The following is a 15,470-nucleotide window of genomic DNA, read 5'->3' on the forward strand; positions in this document are numbered from 1 at the left end:
AGAACCCTTGATTCGCTGCGAGGTCTCGGGGGGAGGGCGAGCAATGGAGACCGAGTCGGAGCCCTACGTCCGCCTTGCGACCCTGCGGCAACTGCACCAGGTCATGGCCGACATGAACACCGCACGCAGTCTTGCGGACACGCTGCAGACGGTCGCCGACGGCGTGGTCACCGGACTCGGCTACGAGCTGGCGTGCGTCAACCTCGTCCGCCCCGACGGCGACCTCGTCGTGGCCGCGTTCGCCGGCAATCCGGCGGCCGAGGCGCTGATCACCGGCCGCGTCGGCTCCCGCGAGTCCTGGGAGCGCCGGCTGAGCATGGGCGAACACTGGGGCGACCTGGTCTTCATATCGCACACCGAGGGCTGGGTCCTCGACGACGACGACGTACCGCAGTGGTACACGGACGGGCCCGCGCCCCGCTTCGAGGACGAGTGGCACCCCTCCGACCGGCTCTTCGCCCCGATGTACACGCCCGCGGCGCCCGGCGGCTCCTGCGGTGAGCTGATCGGCGTGCTGTCCGTGGACCGGCCGCGCAACGGCCGCCGGCCGGGCGCGTGGGGTCGGGAAGCGCTCCAGATGTACGCGTTCCAGGCCGCCATCGCGATCAGCAACGCGCGTCTTCGCTCCAACATGCAGCGGGCACTGGTCAGGCTCGAAAGGGAGCAGCAGGCGCTCAGGGCCAGCGAGGAGAGCTTCCGGCAGGCCTTCGAGTACGCCCCCTCCGGCATGGCCATCGCCGAGATGGGCGGCGACCAGCACGGCCGAATACTGCGGACCAACGACGCCCTGTGCCGGCTGCTCGGCCGGCCCGCCTCCGCGATGCGCCGCTACTCCTTCTCCGACCTCGTCCACCCCGAGGACATCGGCACGCTGCTGCGGACCTCCGCCGAGGGCGGACGCGCGGAGCTGCGCCTGGGCCGCCGGGACGGCACGTACGTGTGGGTCTCGCTGCGCAACAGCGTCGTCGCGGACGCCGCCGACGGGCCGCGCTTCCTGCTCACCCACGTCGAGGACATAGAGGAGCGCAAGCGCCGCGAGCTGCAGCTCGCCCACCGCGCCTCCCACGACTCCCTCACCGGCCTGCCGAACTCCGCCGAGCTGCGCTCGCGCCTGTCCTCGCGGCTGTGCCGGCGCGCCACCCACCCCGGCGCGCTGGAGTCCCTCGACGCGGCCTTCGGGCACCCCGCCTACGACGTCAACGGCCACGGCTTCGACCTCCGGCCGGGCGGCACCGAGGCCTACGACGCCTTCGACCACCACGTGCACACCGTCGCCCCCCAGGGCGAGCGCGACGACGGCACCAAGGGGCTCGCGGTCCTCTTCTGCGACCTCGACGGCTTCAAGTCGATCAACGACCGGTTCGGGCACAACGCCGGTGACGCGGTGCTCATCGAGGTCGCCCGGCGGCTGACCCGGGGCGTGCGCGACGGCGACACGGTGGCCCGGCTCGGCGGCGACGAGTTCGTCGTCCTCGCCGACGGCCTCGGCCGCGCCGACGCCCAGGACCTGGCCGTACGCCTGCGCAACGAGATCATCCAGCCCATCCGCGTCGACGGGCGGGCCATGCGGGTCGGCGCCAGCTTCGGCATCGGGTGGGCGCACTGCGGAATGACTGCGGACGAAGTGTTGAAGTCTGCCGACGAGCGGATGTACGTAGAGAAACGATCTCGTCCCAAACAGCACAGACGGGCCGGGTGAACCGCAGGTCAGGGCCGGGGTGGCGGAACGGTGCGATCCGAGTCACCCGTTTGGGGCACGGGGAGCGGGTAGGCTCGCAAGTCTGACCCCCAGAATCGCGATCGACCCGCACCGCTGAGGAGTACCCAGGGATGACGTCCGGCAACAACGGCGCCAGTACGCCCGAGGACGACGACCCGTTCGGCTACCTCTACGCCGATGGGCAGGCCAACGGCGCCCAGCCGCCGTCCGGCGGTTACGGCTACCCGAACTCCGTCAACCGGGTGCGTGCGGTCGGTCAGCGGCAGTACGGCCAGCCGGCCCAGGGGCAGCAGCAGACGGCCGCCTATGGGCAGGTGCCGCAGCAGCAGGGCGCGTACGGTCAGCCGAACGCCCACTACGCCGCGCCGGAGACCTTTCCCGGCGGGGGCGCTCCCACGGCGCCGCAGCAGACGGGGCACGGCGGGGGCGGCGGTCGCCGCGGGCCGAACACCAAGGGTCTGCTGATCGGCGCGATCGCGGTGGTCGCCGCGGTCGTCATCGGCATCGGCGTGGCGATGATGAACGGCAACTCGGACGACAAGGCGGGCGGCAAAGCCTCCCCGACCCCGACGACGTCCCAGAACACCAAGCCCAGCAAGTCCCCGACGGGCGCGTCCTCGACGGACCTCCCGAAGACCGACGCGAAGGACCTGCAGCTGGGCGGCGGCGCGACCACGGCCTCGGACGTCAAGGGCGCCAAGTCGGACGGCGGCACCTATGTCTCCGGGCTCAACAACGTCGGTGCCTCGATCACCTGGACCGTGAACATCCCGAAGGCCGGCTCGTACCGCCTGTACGTGCAGTACAGCATCCCCGCCGCGGACGCCAACGCGACGCTGACGGTCAACGGCAAGTCCAACCAGCAGCCGCTGGGCATGAAGAACTTCATCAAGTCGTCGGACACCGACTTCGCGAAGAACTGGCAGTCCACCTGGGCCCCGGTGACCCTGACCAAGGGCACCAACACGCTGACGATCTCCTGCGGCCAGGGCAACCAGTGCAACGCCCTCATCGACCAGTTGTGGGTGCAGTAGTACTGCACCGCGTTCAGGCCGCCGTCACCGACTCCGACACCGGGGTCAGGAGCTTCTCGTAGACCGCGCGGTCGAATTCCCCCGCTGCCGGGGCCTGGACCGTGGCCGCGGACAGGGCTACCGCTCGGGACAGGCGGTCGGGCCAGGGGAGGTGTTCGACCAAGCCCGACAGCAGGCCTGCCACCGCTGAGTCGCCCGCGCCTGTCGGGTTGCCGTGGATGTGCGTGGGAGGGACCGCGCGCCAGCGGCCCTCCGGGGTGACCGCCAGCAGGCCGTCGCGGCCGAGGGAGGTGACGACCGCCCTCGCCCCGCGCCTGCGGGCGTCCTGCGTGGCGCGCAACGGCTCGTGGGAGCCGGTGAGTTCGGCCAGCTCGTCGGCGTTGGGCTTGATCAGGTCGGGGCGCGCGGCGACCCCACGGCGCAGAGGCTCCCCGCTGGTGTCGAGGAGTACGGGGACGCCGGCCGCCCTGGCCGTACGCACCAGCCCCGCGTACGCGCCGACCGGCACCCCCGGCGGCAGGCTGCCGCACAGGGCCACCGCCGACATCGACGGCAGCAGGTCCTCGTAGACCTCCTGGAAGGCCGCCCACTCGGCGGGTGTGACCGTGGGGCCGGGTTCGTTCAGCTGGGTCGTGTCGCCGGTGCGCTCGTCGACCACGGCGATCGTGCGCCGGGTCGGGCCGCCGACCGGGACGAGCGCGTCCACCACCCCGGGTGTGCCGGTCAGTTGCTCCTGGACGCTGCGGCCGGTCGCGCCGCCCGTGAAGCCGGTGACCGTCACCTCGTGGCCGAGGGCCGCGAGCACGCGGGCCACGTTCAGGCCCTTGCCGCCCGGTCGTTCCGTGACCTCGGAGACCCGGTGGGAGGCGTGCGGGCGCAGGCCCCGTACCCGATAGGTGATGTCGAGAGCGGTGTTCAGCGTGACCGTGAGGATCACCCGGGCCGACCTCCCCCGAAGACAGTTGCCGATGCGTGCCGACCGGACGGACGGCGGCCGTCATATTTTCGCAGGACGACCGCCGCACTCAACACCCGGACACATCACCCCAGTTGCGGATCGACCACCCATTCACCCCGGCGCATCACGCCCTTGAGGTCGAATTGATGGTCCAGCAGCACCAGGTCGGCGTCCTTGCCGGGCTCCAGGGAGCCGATCCGGTCGTCCATGCCGAGCAGCCGTGCGGGGTTGGCGGAGATCGCGGCGACGACGTCCACGACGGGGAGCCTGTCGACCGTCACGGCCCGCTTGAAGGCGCGGTCCAGGGTCAGGGTGGACCCGGCGATGGACCCGCCCTCCACCAGGCGGGCGACGCCCTCGCTGACCTCCACCTCCAGCGGGCCGAGCATGTACCTGCCGTCGCCGAAGCCGGCCGCGTCCATGGCGTCCGTGATGAAGGTCACCCGTCCCGCGCCCGCGCGGTGGAAGGCCAACTGCAGGGCGGCCGGGTGCAGATGCGTGCCGTCGTCGATGAGTTCGACCGTGATCCGCTCGTCCTCCAGAAGGGCGGCGATCGGGCCGGGGGCACGGTGGCCGAGGGTCGGCATGGCGTTGAAGAGGTGGGTTGCGACCGTGGCGCCGGCGTCGATGGCCTGAACCGTCTGCTCGTACGTCGCGTCGGTGTGCCCGACCGCCGCGATCACGCCGTGCTCGACGAGGAGGCGTACGGAGTCGATACCGCCCGGCAGTTCGGTGGCGAGGGTGACCATCCTGGCCCTGCCGCGCGCCGCGTCGATCAGCTTGCGGACCTCGGCGGGGTCGGGGTCGCGCAGGAGTTCCTCGGAGTGCGCGCCCTTGCGGCAGGGCGAGATGAAGGGGCCCTCGAAGTGGATGCCGGCGATGTCGCCCTGCTCGGCGAGTTCGCTGAGCAGCCCGGCGCGCTGGGCGAGGAAGTCCATGTCGCCGGTGACCGTCGAGGCGACGAGGGTGGTGGTGCCGTGCAGGCGGTGGGTGTGGATGCCGTGGAGGACGTCCTCGACCGTCCCGGAGGTGAAGGAGGCCCCGCCGCCCCCGTGGTTGTGGATGTCGACGAAGCCGGGCACCAGCCAGTGACCGGTCACGTCGACGACGTCGGCGTCATCGGGAGCCGCGCCGACGATCCGCGTGCCGTCGACGATGACGCGGCCGTCGTGCACGATCCCGGTGGGGAGCACCACCCGGGCACCGGCGAGAACCTTGCGAGAACCCATCAGGTGGATACCTCCGTACGGTCGGTTGTGGTCAGCAGGTCCCAGGCCAGCAGCCCGGCACCGAGACAGCCCGCCGTGTCCCCCAGTGCCGCGGGGACGATCGACGGGATCTTCTGGAAGGTCACCCGGCGTTCGACGGCCTCCCGCAGCGGTGTGAACAAGGTTTCCCCCGCCTCGGCCAGGCCGCCACCGATGATCAGGGTGCGCGGGTCCAGCAGGGTGAGGCCGGTCAGCAGGCCGTCGGCGAGGGCGTCGATCGCGTCCTGCCAGACCCGGACGGCGTTCGGGTCGCCGGACGTGACGGCCCGCGCGCAGTCGGCGGCGTCCGCGTCCGGGTCGCCGCAGGCCTTCGCCCACGCCTCGGTGACGGCCGCCGCGGAGGCGTACCGCTCCAGGCAGCCGGCCTGGCCGCACGGACAGGGGGTCCCCCCGGGCCGTACGACGATGTGGCCGATCTCTCCCGCGAAGCCGTGCGCGCCCGACTCCACCCGGCCCGCCATGCCGATCGCGCCCGCGATGCCGGTGCCCAGGGCGACGAACAGGAAGCGGTCGGCGCCGCGGCCCGCGCCGATCCGGCCCTCGGCCAGCCCGCCGGTGCGTACGTCGTGGCCGAGCGCCACGGGCGCGCCGAGCCGCTGTGACAGCAGGTCGCGCAGGGGGACGTCGCGCCAGCCGAGGTTGGCGGAGTAGGCGGCCAGGCCACGCGGCTCGTCCACGATGCCGGGGACGGCGACCCCGGCGGCCGAGGCGGGCTCACCGAGGTGCTCGACGCCGTACGCGCGCAGCTCGGCGGCGAAGTCGAGGATGCCCTCGACGACGGCGTCCGGCCCGCGCTCGCGTCCGGTCGCACGGCGGGCTCGGTGCAGCAGTTCGCCGCCCGCGCCGACGAGGGCGGCCTTCATCCCGGTGCCGCCCACATCGAGGGCGATGACATGTCTCACGCAGGACAGTGTGACCCCACTACCCTTGAGAGGTCTAGTCCACTTGCGTGGTGTAGACCTTAGAGAGTCCACATATTGAACGGCGAGACAGTTGGGGCGTGGCGTAGCAGTGCAGCGGCGCAAGGCGGGAACGGTCGCGGCGGTCGCCGCGCTGGGGATGACGGCGGTCCTGGGGGGCTGCGGTGTCACCGGCGGTTCGGGGGACGTCACCTTGAGACTGGTGGCGGCGGACTACGGCGACTCCGCCGCCAACAGCTCCCAGAAGTACTGGGACAAGCTGGCGAAGGAGTACGAGAGCAAGCACTCCGGGGTGAAGATCGAGGTCACCGTCTACTCCTGGAACGACGTCGACCGCAAGGTCAAGGAGATGGTCGACGCCGGGAAGGCCCCCGACATGGCGCAGATCGGCGCGTACGCCGACTACGCCGCGAAGGACGAGCTCTACACGGCCGACGACCTGCTCTCCATCAGCACCCAGGCCGACTTCGCCTCCCAGCTGGCCACGGCGGGGCAGGTCAAGGGCGTGCAGTACGGGATGCCGTTCGCGGCCTCCACGCGGCTGCTCTTCTACAACAAGACCCTCTTCAAGGACGCCGGCCTCACCCCGCCGAAGACCTGGACGCAGCTCGCCGCCGACGCCGAGGCGCTCAAGGCGCGCGGCGTGAAGTACCCGTACGCGCTGCCGCTCGGCCCGGAGGAGGCGCAGGCCGAGACGATGCAGTGGATGCTCAGCGGCGGCGGCGGCTACACCGACACCGTCGGGTCCTACGGAATCGATTCCGCACAGAACGTCGCGACCTTCGACTGGCTCAAGGACGACCTGGTCGGCAAGGGCCTGACCGGGCCGGTCGCGCCGGGCGACCTCAACCGCGCCGCCGCGTTCTCCGCCTTCGCCAAGGGCGAGGTGGGCATGCTCAACGGCCACCCCTCCCTGATGAAGATCGCCGCGAAGAAGGGTGTGAAGTTCGGCATGGTGCCGATGCCCGGCTCGCGCGGGCGCACCAGCACCTCGATGGGCGTGGCCGACTGGATGATGGCCTTCAAGAAGAACGGCCACGCGCAGCAGGTCGGCGACTTCCTCGACTTCGTCTACGACGAGAAGAACGTCCTCGCGTTCTCGCGCGAGTACGACCTGCTGCCGGTCACCAACTCGGCGTCCGAGGCGATGAGCTCGGACGAGCGGGACGCCGCCCTCAAGCCGTTCCTGGACGAGCTTCCGCAGTCGGAGCTGTACCCGGTCGGCAAGACGTCGTGGGCGGCGGTCAGCGCGGCGGTGAAGAAGCGCATAGGCCAGGCGGTCCGCCCGAACGCCAGCCCCGCCGCGACCCTCTCCCAGCTCCAGGCGACGGCCTCCACGGCGGAGAGCGCGGACTGACTGTCAGTGGCGGGGGCTACGGTTCGCCGTATGGAACCGGAGCAGCTGGGGGAGCGTGAGCGGGCCGTCCTCGCCCTGGAGCGCCGGGGCTTTCCCGGCCCCGGCGCCAAGGAGCGCGCCATACGGGAGGAGCTGGGCCTGGCCCCCGTCCGCTACTACCAGCTCCTCAACGCCCTCCTGGACGACGAGCGGGCCCTCGCCCACGACCCGGTGACGGTGAACAGGCTGAGACGGGTGCGGGAGCGGCGCCGGGGCGAACGTTAGGGTCGCGGTATGGGTATCCACACGGACATGGACTCCTTGCCGGTTCCGGGTACGCGGGCCGGGCGGGAGGGGCTCGCCGCGATTCTCGCCGATCCCGGGAAGGCGGTGCTGGCCTTCGACTTCGACGGCACCCTCGCGCCGATCGTCCCCGACCCCGAACAGGCCCGCGCCCACCCGGACGCCGTTCCCGCGCTGGCCGCCCTCGCCCCGAAGGTCGCCTCCGTCGCGGTGGTCACCGGCCGGCCGGCCGAGGTCGCCGTCCGGCACGGCGGTTTCGCGGGTGTCCCGGGCCTTGAGCACCTGGTCGTCCTCGGCCACTACGGCGCCGAGCGCTGGGACGCCGTCAGCGGCGAGGTCAGCGCGCCCGCCCCGCACCCCGGCGTCGCCGCCGTCCGCGCCGAACTGCCGGGTCTGCTGGAGCGGTCCGGCGCCGGAGAGGGCGCGTGGATCGAGGAGAAGGGCGGGTTCGCGGTCGCCGTCCACACCCGCCGCGCAGCTGACCCCCAGGCCGCCTTCGAGGCCCTGCGCGAGCCGCTGACCGGCCTGGCCGCCCACCACGGCCTGATCGTCGAGCCGGGCCGTCTCGTCCTGGAACTGCGCCCGCCGGGCATGGACAAGGGCGTGGCGCTCACCCGCCACGTCCGCGAGACCGGCGCGTCGGCGGTCCTGTACGCGGGCGACGACCTCGGCGACCTGCCGGCCTACGCGGCGGTGGACGGACTGCGGTCCGACGGCACGCCGGGGCTGCTGGTGTGCAGCGGCAGCGACGAGGTGACGGAGCTGAGCCGGCGGGCGGACCTGGTGGTCGACGGACCGGCCGGGGTGGTCCGTCTGCTGACCACCCTCAGCGCTCAACTGGCCTGATCGAGAAGCGCGTTCAGCTGGTCGAGGAACCACTGCGCCGGCGGCAGCGCGGTCGCCGACGCGGCCAGCCGCTTGGCGCGCTCGGCGCGCTCCCCGGCCGGCATGGTCAGCGCGGTGTGCAGGGCGCGCGCCGTACCGATCACGTCGTACGGGTTCACCGTCACCGCGTCCTCGGCCAGCTCCTCATACGCCCCCGCCTCCCGGGACAGCACCAGGGCGCACCCCTCGTCGGAGACGACCGGGATCTCCTTGGCGACCAGGTTCATGCCGTCCCGGATGGGGTTGACCAGGGCCACGTCGGCCAGCCGGTAGGCGGCCAGGGAGCGCGCGAAGTCGTCCTTCACATGGAGCACGACGGGGGTCCAGCCGGGCGTCCCGTACCGGGAGTTGATCTCGTCCGCCACGCGCTGCACCTCGGCGGTGTAGTCCCGGTAGACCGCCAGGTCCTGCCGGGAGGGGTAGGCGAAGGCCACGTGCACCACCCGCTCGCGCCACTCCGGGTGGTCCTCCAGCAGCTGCCGGTAGGCCAGCAGCCCGCGCACGATGTTCTTCGACAGCTCGGTCCGGTCGACCCGCACGATCGCCTTGCGGCCCGCCCCGATCTCCTCCCGCAGGGACGCCATCCGCTCTTCGACGTCGGCCTCGTGGGACCGGCGCCGCAGGAACTCGGCGTCGGCGCCGAGGCCGTGCACACCGACCCGTGTGTCCCCGAGGCCGCCCACGAGCGCCGTACAGGCCGTGAACGCCTCCGCCCAGCGGCGGGTCAGGAAGCCCAGCCGGTCGGCGCCGAGCATGCCGCGCAGCAGCTGCTCGGCGATGTCGTCGGGCAGCATCCGGAAGTACTCCACCGGCGCCCACGGCGTGTGCGAGAAGTGCGCGATCCTGAGGTCCGGCCGCAGCTCCCGCAGCATCCCCGGCACCAGGCACAGGTGGTAGTCCTGCACCAGCACCGCGGCGCCCTCGGCCGCCTCCTCCGCCAGCGCCTCGGCGAAGGCCCGGTTGTAGGTCTCGTACGACGCCCACTGGCGCCGGAACTCCGCGTCGAAGACCGGCTCCAGCGGCGTCTGGTACAGCATGTGGTGGACGAACCAGAGTACGGAGTTGGCGATGCCGTTGTACGCGTCCGCGTGCACGTCCGCCGGGACGTCGAGCATCCGCACGCCGGACTCGCCCTCCCCGCGCCGCACCGCCTCCCGGTCGCCGTCGGACAGCGCCGAGCACACCCACAGCGCGCCCGCGTCCGGCCCGATCGCCGACAGGCCGGAGACCAGCCCGCCGCCGCCCCGCTTGGCGGTCAGCGAGCCGTCCTGCTGGAGTTCGTACGAGACCGGGCCGCGATTGGACGCGACCAGCACCTGATGGGCAGCGCCGTGCGAGGAAGCCATACGCCTCAACGTAGCCCGGTCCACAAACGCATAAACGTGCGGACCACCCGGTCCGCGTATGCCTTACGCCACCTTGCGTCTCGCGTACTCCGCGATCTCCGCCATCGGCGGCCGCTCCTCGGTGTCCACGGAGTAGGTGCGCGGCTCGAAGCCGTCCGTGCTCCGTTCGAACTGGGTGAGGGAGGGGCGGACGAGGTGGCCGCGGGCCAGGCGGAGCTGGGCCGTGCGGTAGATGGCCGCCGCCATCCGCCCGAGGGCCTGGCCGTCCTGGTGGCGGTGTTTGCGGACGCCGACGTCGACCTGGGCCAGCGCGTCGAGGCCCACCAGATGCAGGGCGTCGATCAGCATGCCCAGCTCGATCCCGTACCCGACGGGGAACGGCAGCTGTTCCAGCAGGCTGCGCCGGGCCGCGTACTCGCCGCCGAGCGGCTGTACGAAGCCGGCCAGCTGCGGCCAGTGCATGTTGAGCAGGGGGCGGGCCATCAGCTCGGTGACCCGGCCGCCCTGTCCCCGCGCTCCGCCGAGGGGACGGTCGTACATGCCCTTGACCAGGTCGATCCCGGGGTCGGTGAGCAGCGGGCCGACGATCCCGGAGACGAAGTCGGAGGAGAACTCCTTCAGGTCGGCGTCGATGAAACAGACGATGTCCCCGGTCGTGACCAGCAGCGAGCGCCACAGGACCTCGCCCTTGCCGGGGACCGTCGGGATGCGGGGCAGGATGTCGTCGCGGTGCACCACCCGCGCGCCGGCCGCCGCGGCGACCTCGGACGTGCGGTCGGTGGAACCGGAGTCGACGACCACGATCTCGTCGACGAGCGGGACCTGCTGCATCAGGTCGTGGCGGATGATCGCGACGATGTCGCCGACCGTCTCCTCCTCGTTCAGCGCGGGCAGCACGACGGAGACCGACTGGCCCGTGCGCTGCTTGGCGGCCAGGATCTGGTGGAGAGGGCGATCGGTCACGGACCAGGAGCGGGTGCTCAGCCAGCGCTCGACTTCTTCCAGCACGTAGGCGGCTCCTCTGCGTTCTCTCGGCGAAAGGACCGGATTGTGATCCATCTCGCGGTTCGGACGGCTATCTCAACTGTCCTGGCCTTCGGTTACAGTCTTGAACAACGCTGATGACCATCGCATGTCGGGGGTCGTCCCGCGTTCAACGAGTTCAACAACCACATACCGCTCATCCAGAGGGGCAGAGGGATACGGCCCGATGAAGCCCCGGCAACCCTCCAGCCGGTCTCGTAGATCAACGTTGATCATTCCGCGAGGCTCCCGGCTAGGGAAGGTGCCAAATCCGTCTCACGGCGAGATGCGTCGTGAGGAAGATGAGGAGAAAGGGCCTCGCCTCACATGGCTGCGCAGACTGTTGCAAGCACCACCGACTCCACGACCGTAGACCTCGGGCCCGCCTCGGCGCTTTCGTGCCGCGAGTGCGGTCACCGGGTGCCGCTCGGCCCGGTCTTCGCCTGCGAGGAGTGTTTCGGCCCGCTCGAGATCGCCTACGACTTCTCGGCCTACGACACCGAGGAGCTCCGCAAGCGCATCGAGGCGGGACCCGCGAACATCTGGCGCTACGCGCCGCTGCTGCCCGTCCCGGCGGACGTGGCGGACAAGCCGAACATCAACCCCGGCTGGACCAAGCTCGTCAAGGCCGACAACCTGGCGCGCGAGCTCGGTGTCACCGGCGGTTTGTATGTGAAGGACGACTCCGGAAACCCGACGCACTCCTTCAAGGACCGGGTCGTCGCCCAGGCACTGGAGGCCGCGCGCGCCTTCGGCTTCACCACGCTCTCCTGCTCCTCCACCGGCAACCTCGCGGGTGCCGTCGGCGCCGCCGCGGCCCGCGCCGGCCTCCGCTCCTGCGTGTTCATCCCGCACGACCTGGAGCAGGGCAAGGTCGTCATGGCCGCGGTCTACGGCGGCGAGCTCGTCGGCATCGAGGGCAACTACGACGACGTGAACCGCTTCTGCTCCGAGCTGATCGGCGACCCGGCCGGCGAGGGCTGGGGCTTCGTCAACGTCAACCTGCGGCCGTACTACGCGGAGGGCTCCAAGACCCTGGCGTACGAGATCTGCGAGCAGCTCGGCTGGCGGCTCCCGGACCAGATCGTGGTGCCGATCGCCTCCGGCTCGCAGCTGACGAAGATCGACAAGGGGCTGCAGGAGCTGATCAAGCTCGGGCTCGTCGAGGACCGGCCGTACAAGATCTTCGGTGCGCAGGCCGAGGGGTGCTCGCCGGTGTCGGTCGCCTACAAGGCGGGTCACGACGTGGTCCGGCCGCAGAAGCCGAACACCATCGCCAAGTCCCTCGCCATCGGCAACCCGGCCGACGGGCCGTACGTCCTGGACATCGCGCGCCGCACGGGCGGTGCCGTGGAGGACGTGACCGACGAGCAGGTCGTCGACGCCATCAAGTTGCTGGCCCGCACCGAGGGCATCTTCGCGGAGACCGCCGGTGGCGTGACCGTGGGCGTGACGCGCAAGCTCATCGAGAACGGCGTGCTGGACCCGGCCCTGACCACCGTCGTCCTCAACACCGGCGACGGCCTCAAGACGCTGGACGCGGTGGCGGGCACGGGGTTGACCGCGACCATTCGGCCCAACCTTGATTCGTTCCGTGAGGCCGGGCTCGCCTAGCCGATCTTTCGTCTGCGGGCCGGTGGGGGCTGGTCGCGCCCACGCGGCGGTAGCCGCACACCGAACACAGCCCCGCGCCCCTCGGGGCGCTTACCTGACCGGAGGTCTTGAACATGAGCGTGTCCGTCCGCATCCCCACCATCCTGCGCACCTACACCGGCGGCCAGGCCGAGGTGAGCGCCGAGGGGGCCACCCTCGCCGAGGTCATCGCCGACCTGGAGAAGAACCACACCGGCATCGCCGCCCGTGTGCTGGACGACCAGGGCAAGCTGCGCCGCTTCGTCAACGTGTACGTCAACGACGACGACGTGCGGTTCGAGCAGGGTCTGGAGACGGCGACCCCGGACGGTGCGGGCGTGTCGATCATCCCGGCCGTCGCCGGCGGCTGACCGAATGACCGATCATTACCTTCGGTAACGCCGGTTACGAAGAGTTCATCGAATTGCCCCCTCCGTGAGAGAAGCGGAGGGGGCAATTCAGTGTGGTTGAGCGCGGTACAGTTGGGGAACGCGCTACTGATCTCCGGATCGGAAGCCCAGAATTCCTGCCGCGTACCCATCGAGATGCAGCCAAAGTGTGCATGTTTTTCGCGGCTTTTGTTCCTTTTATGGGGCCCGACTTGCCCTGAATTCGGGCGAATTCTCACTACATTCCGGAACCCTGCCGTCCAGAATTCTCGTCCGATTGACCTGTTGCAGACGGCAGTTGGACAGATACATTCAGCCGCGGTCGACGCGTTCCGGCGCACGCCCCCAAACCGTGGGGGGTGAGGTCTGACCCGGATCCGCGAAGTGCGGATCTGTGCAAGGGCCAGTAATAGGGGAGTTAGGCATGGCTCAGGGCACCGTCAAGTGGTTCAACGCGGAGAAGGGGTACGGCTTCATCGCGGTCGACGGTGGTGCGGATGTTTTCGTCCACTACAGCGCCATCCAGATGGACGGGTACCGCACCCTGGAAGAGGGCCAGCGGGTCGATTTCGAGATCTCGCAGGGCCAGAAGGGGCCGCAGGCGGACATGGTCCGACTGGCGACCAGCTGAAGCACGCGCCGGGTAGATAGCAGCGTCGTTCTTCTTTTCTTCGGAGGGCTCGTACCCCATGGGGAGTCATGGGTGCGGGCCCTCCGGCATGCCCGCATTCCGCACGGCCGGACCCCTGTCGCGCGCCGCGGGTCCGCCCGGCGCCCACGGGCCCAGTCCGCGGGAGGCGCTTGCACTCGGCAGGGGCGAGTGCTAATCATTGGCGTTAGCACTCTGAAGGTGAGAGTGACAAAGAAGGACCGGGTCGGTGAGGCCCGCAGGCCGGGTGGGGCAAGGAACCCACGGGTCGGCGAGCCGTCCGTCGCGGGCGCGGGCGCGGTCCGAAGGAATCACCCCCAGTCCTGGAGGGACCACTTCACATGGCCAAGATCATCGCGTTCGACGAGGAGGCGCGGCGCGGCCTCGAGCGCGGCATGAACCAGCTCGCGGACGCCGTGAAGGTGACGCTCGGCCCCAAGGGCCGCAACGTCGTCCTCGAGAAGAAGTGGGGCGCCCCCACGATCACCAACGATGGTGTCTCCATCGCCAAGGAGATCGAGCTCGAGGACCCGTACGAGAAGATCGGCGCCGAGCTGGTCAAGGAAGTCGCCAAGAAGACGGACGACGTCGCCGGTGACGGTACGACCACCGCGACCGTTCTCGCCCAGGCCCTGGTCAAGGAGGGCCTGCGCAACGTAGCCGCCGGCGCCAACCCGATGGCCCTCAAGCGCGGTATCGAGAAGGCCGTCGAGGCCGTCTCCGGTGCCCTGCTGGAGCAGGCGAAGGATGTCGAGACCAAGGAGCAGATCGCTTCGACGGCCTCCATCTCCGCCGCCGACACCCAGATCGGCGAGCTCATCGCCGAGGCCATGGACAAGGTCGGCAAGGAAGGCGTCATCACCGTCGAGGAGTCCCAGACCTTCGGTCTGGAGCTGGAGCTCACCGAGGGTATGCGCTTCGACAAGGGCTACATCTCGGCGTACTTCGCCACCGACATGGAGCGTATGGAGGCCGTCCTCGACGACCCGTACATCCTGATCGCCAACTCCAAGATCTCCTCGGTCAAGGACCTGCTCCCGCTGCTGGAGAAGGTCATGCAGTCGGGCAAGCCGCTGCTGATCATCGCCGAGGACGTCGAGGGCGAGGCCCTGTCGACCCTGGTCGTCAACAAGATCCGCGGCACCTTCAAGTCCGTCGCCGTCAAGGCCCCGGGCTTCGGCGACCGCCGCAAGGCCATGCTCGGCGACATCGCCATCCTCACGGGCGGCGAGGTCATCTCCGAGGAGGTCGGCCTCAAGCTGGAGAACGCCACCCTCGACCTGCTGGGCAAGGCCCGCAAGGTGGTCATCACCAAGGACGAGACCACCATCGTCGACGGTGCCGGCGCCAGCGACCAGGTCGCGGGCCGCGTGAACCAGATCCGCGCCGAGATCGAGAACAGCGACTCGGACTACGACCGCGAGAAGCTGCAGGAGCGCCTGGCGAAGCTCGCCGGCGGTGTCGCGGTCATCAAGGCCGGTGCCGCCACCGAGGTGGAGCTCAAGGAGCGCAAGCACCGCATCGAGGACGCCGTCCGCAACGCGAAGGCCGCCGTCGAGGAGGGCATCGTCGCCGGTGGTGGCGTGGCGCTCATCCAGGCCTCCTCGGTCTTCGAGAAGCTGGACCTGGAGGGTGACGAGGCGACCGGCGCCAACGCCGTGCGCATCGCGCTCGAGGCCCCGCTGAAGCAGATCGCCGTCAACGCCGGCCTCGAGGGCGGCGTCGTGGTGGAGAAGGTCCGCAACCTCACCCCGGGTCACGGCCTGAACGCCGCGACCGGCGAGTACGTCGACCTGGTCAAGGAAGGCATCATCGACCCGGCGAAGGTCACGCGCTCTGCCCTGCAGAACGCCGCCTCCATCGCCGCGCTCTTCCTCACCACCGAGGCCGTCATCGCCGACAAGCCGGAGAAGGCCGCCGCGCCCGCCGGTGGCGGCATGCCGGGCGGTGACATGGACTTCTGATCCGCCTGACGGCTGATCAACGTCCTTACGGAGGGCGGCACTT

Annotated in this window: 14 protein-coding genes and 1 riboswitch; of the genes, 9 read left to right on the forward strand and 5 right to left on the reverse strand. The window is 70.5% G+C overall.

The features are described from left to right. Positions 1-43: 43 nt before the first annotated feature. Together cdgB and ACQF4J_RS25275 are read left to right on the forward strand one after the other, a co-directional pair. A complete protein-coding gene (gene cdgB, locus ACQF4J_RS25270; RefSeq protein WP_351560667.1) occupies positions 44-1,699 on the forward strand; it encodes a diguanylate cyclase CdgB in 1,656 nt (551 codons plus the stop codon). 131 nt (positions 1,700-1,830) lie between these two features. Further along, positions 1,831-2,754, forward strand: coding sequence for a CBM35 domain-containing protein (locus tag ACQF4J_RS25275; protein ID WP_351799080.1), 924 nt, complete (start codon positions 1,831-1,833; stop codon positions 2,752-2,754). Between the two features lie 13 nt (positions 2,755-2,767). Here the strand turns inward: ACQF4J_RS25275 and ACQF4J_RS25280 are convergent, their stop codons facing one another. The 3 genes from ACQF4J_RS25280 to ACQF4J_RS25290 all read right to left on the reverse strand — a co-directional run bounded on the left by ACQF4J_RS25280 (position 2,768) and on the right by ACQF4J_RS25290 (position 5,882). Then, complete coding sequence (locus ACQF4J_RS25280) at positions 2,768-3,691, reverse strand: 1-phosphofructokinase family hexose kinase (protein ID WP_427166843.1); 924 nt, start codon at positions 3,689-3,691, stop codon at positions 2,768-2,770. Positions 3,692-3,795: 104 nt separating this feature from the next. After that, positions 3,796-4,941 carry an N-acetylglucosamine-6-phosphate deacetylase gene (gene nagA / locus ACQF4J_RS25285; protein WP_351560674.1) on the reverse strand — a complete coding sequence of 382 codons (1,146 nt, stop codon included), beginning with the start codon at positions 4,939-4,941 and terminating at the stop codon, positions 3,796-3,798. Next, on the reverse strand, positions 4,941-5,882 hold the full coding sequence (locus ACQF4J_RS25290; protein ID WP_351799070.1) for an ROK family protein: 942 nt from the start codon (positions 5,880-5,882) through the stop codon (positions 4,941-4,943). The genes nagA and ACQF4J_RS25290 overlap by 1 nt, the downstream gene beginning before the upstream one ends. Positions 5,883-6,039: 157 nt before the next feature. On the opposite strand from ACQF4J_RS25290, the gene ACQF4J_RS25295 reads away from it, so the two are divergent. Genes ACQF4J_RS25295 through otsB form a run of 3 tightly spaced genes read left to right on the forward strand, consistent with a single transcriptional unit; the run spans position 6,040 to position 8,385 of the window. Continuing rightward, positions 6,040-7,257: an ABC transporter substrate-binding protein gene (locus ACQF4J_RS25295; RefSeq protein WP_351561010.1), complete on the forward strand. Its 1,218-nt coding sequence runs from the start codon at positions 6,040-6,042 to the stop codon at positions 7,255-7,257. Between the two features lie 30 nt (positions 7,258-7,287). Then, positions 7,288-7,521, forward strand: a complete 234-nt coding sequence (locus tag ACQF4J_RS25300) for a DUF3263 domain-containing protein (protein ID WP_351560678.1) — start codon at positions 7,288-7,290, stop codon at positions 7,519-7,521. 9 nt (positions 7,522-7,530) lie between these two features. Then, positions 7,531-8,385: a trehalose-phosphatase gene (gene otsB, locus ACQF4J_RS25305; RefSeq protein WP_351560680.1), complete on the forward strand. Its 855-nt coding sequence runs from the start codon at positions 7,531-7,533 to the stop codon at positions 8,383-8,385. Here the strand turns inward: otsB and ACQF4J_RS25310 are convergent. Both ACQF4J_RS25310 and ACQF4J_RS25315 read right to left on the reverse strand, forming a co-directional pair. Further along, the gene (locus tag ACQF4J_RS25310) at positions 8,373-9,770 is read right to left on the reverse strand and encodes an alpha,alpha-trehalose-phosphate synthase (UDP-forming) (protein WP_351560682.1); all 1,398 of its coding nucleotides are present in this window, start codon (positions 9,768-9,770) and stop codon (positions 8,373-8,375) included. The genes otsB and ACQF4J_RS25310 overlap by 13 nt on opposite strands. A gap of 63 nt (positions 9,771-9,833) precedes the next feature. Continuing rightward, positions 9,834-10,778, reverse strand: a complete 945-nt coding sequence (locus ACQF4J_RS25315; protein WP_351560684.1) for a glucosyl-3-phosphoglycerate synthase — start codon at positions 10,776-10,778, stop codon at positions 9,834-9,836. A 169-nt stretch (positions 10,779-10,947) separates the two neighbouring features. Next, a riboswitch (SAM riboswitch) is annotated at positions 10,948-11,102 on the forward strand. An 18-nt stretch (positions 11,103-11,120) separates the two neighbouring features. Between ACQF4J_RS25315 and thrC the strand changes: the two genes are divergently transcribed. From thrC to groL, 4 genes are all read left to right on the forward strand, one after another. After that, positions 11,121-12,407, forward strand: coding sequence for a threonine synthase (gene thrC / locus ACQF4J_RS25320; RefSeq protein ID WP_351560686.1), 1,287 nt, complete (start codon positions 11,121-11,123; stop codon positions 12,405-12,407). Positions 12,408-12,520: 113 nt separating this feature from the next. After that, on the forward strand, positions 12,521-12,796 hold the full coding sequence (locus tag ACQF4J_RS25325; RefSeq protein WP_142153020.1) for a MoaD/ThiS family protein: 276 nt from the start codon (positions 12,521-12,523) through the stop codon (positions 12,794-12,796). 442 nt (positions 12,797-13,238) lie between these two features. After that, complete coding sequence (locus ACQF4J_RS25330; protein WP_019057200.1) at positions 13,239-13,445, forward strand: cold-shock protein; 207 nt, start codon at positions 13,239-13,241, stop codon at positions 13,443-13,445. A gap of 359 nt (positions 13,446-13,804) precedes the next feature. Further along, on the forward strand, positions 13,805-15,427 hold the full coding sequence (groL, locus tag ACQF4J_RS25335) for a chaperonin GroEL (protein WP_142153018.1): 1,623 nt from the start codon (positions 13,805-13,807) through the stop codon (positions 15,425-15,427). Positions 15,428-15,470: the final 43 nt, after the last annotated feature.

It is taken from the genome of Streptomyces sp. C1-1 (assembly GCF_050214755.1).
Classification (GTDB): domain Bacteria; phylum Actinomycetota; class Actinomycetes; order Streptomycetales; family Streptomycetaceae; genus Streptomyces.

Excerpts from the sequence above, each read along its gene's own strand:
- cdgB (WP_351560667.1), top strand. The coding sequence starts at position 44 with ATGGAGACCGAGTCGGAGCCCTACGTCCGCCTTGCGACCCTGCGGCAA.
- ACQF4J_RS25275 (WP_351799080.1), top strand. The coding sequence starts at position 1,831 with ATGACGTCCGGCAACAACGGCGCCAGTACGCCCGAGGACGACGACCCG.
- nagA (WP_351560674.1), bottom strand. The coding sequence starts at position 4,941 with ATGGGTTCTCGCAAGGTTCTCGCCGGTGCCCGGGTGGTGCTCCCCACC.
- ACQF4J_RS25295 (WP_351561010.1), top strand. The coding sequence starts at position 6,040 with ATGACGGCGGTCCTGGGGGGCTGCGGTGTCACCGGCGGTTCGGGGGAC.
- ACQF4J_RS25300 (WP_351560678.1), top strand. The coding sequence starts at position 7,288 with ATGGAACCGGAGCAGCTGGGGGAGCGTGAGCGGGCCGTCCTCGCCCTG.
- otsB (WP_351560680.1), top strand. The coding sequence starts at position 7,531 with ATGGGTATCCACACGGACATGGACTCCTTGCCGGTTCCGGGTACGCGG.
- ACQF4J_RS25310 (WP_351560682.1), bottom strand. The coding sequence starts at position 9,770 with ATGGCTTCCTCGCACGGCGCTGCCCATCAGGTGCTGGTCGCGTCCAAT.
- thrC (WP_351560686.1), top strand. The coding sequence starts at position 11,121 with ATGGCTGCGCAGACTGTTGCAAGCACCACCGACTCCACGACCGTAGAC.
- ACQF4J_RS25325 (WP_142153020.1), top strand. The coding sequence starts at position 12,521 with ATGAGCGTGTCCGTCCGCATCCCCACCATCCTGCGCACCTACACCGGC.
- ACQF4J_RS25330 (WP_019057200.1), top strand. The coding sequence starts at position 13,239 with ATGGCTCAGGGCACCGTCAAGTGGTTCAACGCGGAGAAGGGGTACGGC.
- groL (WP_142153018.1), top strand. The coding sequence starts at position 13,805 with ATGGCCAAGATCATCGCGTTCGACGAGGAGGCGCGGCGCGGCCTCGAG.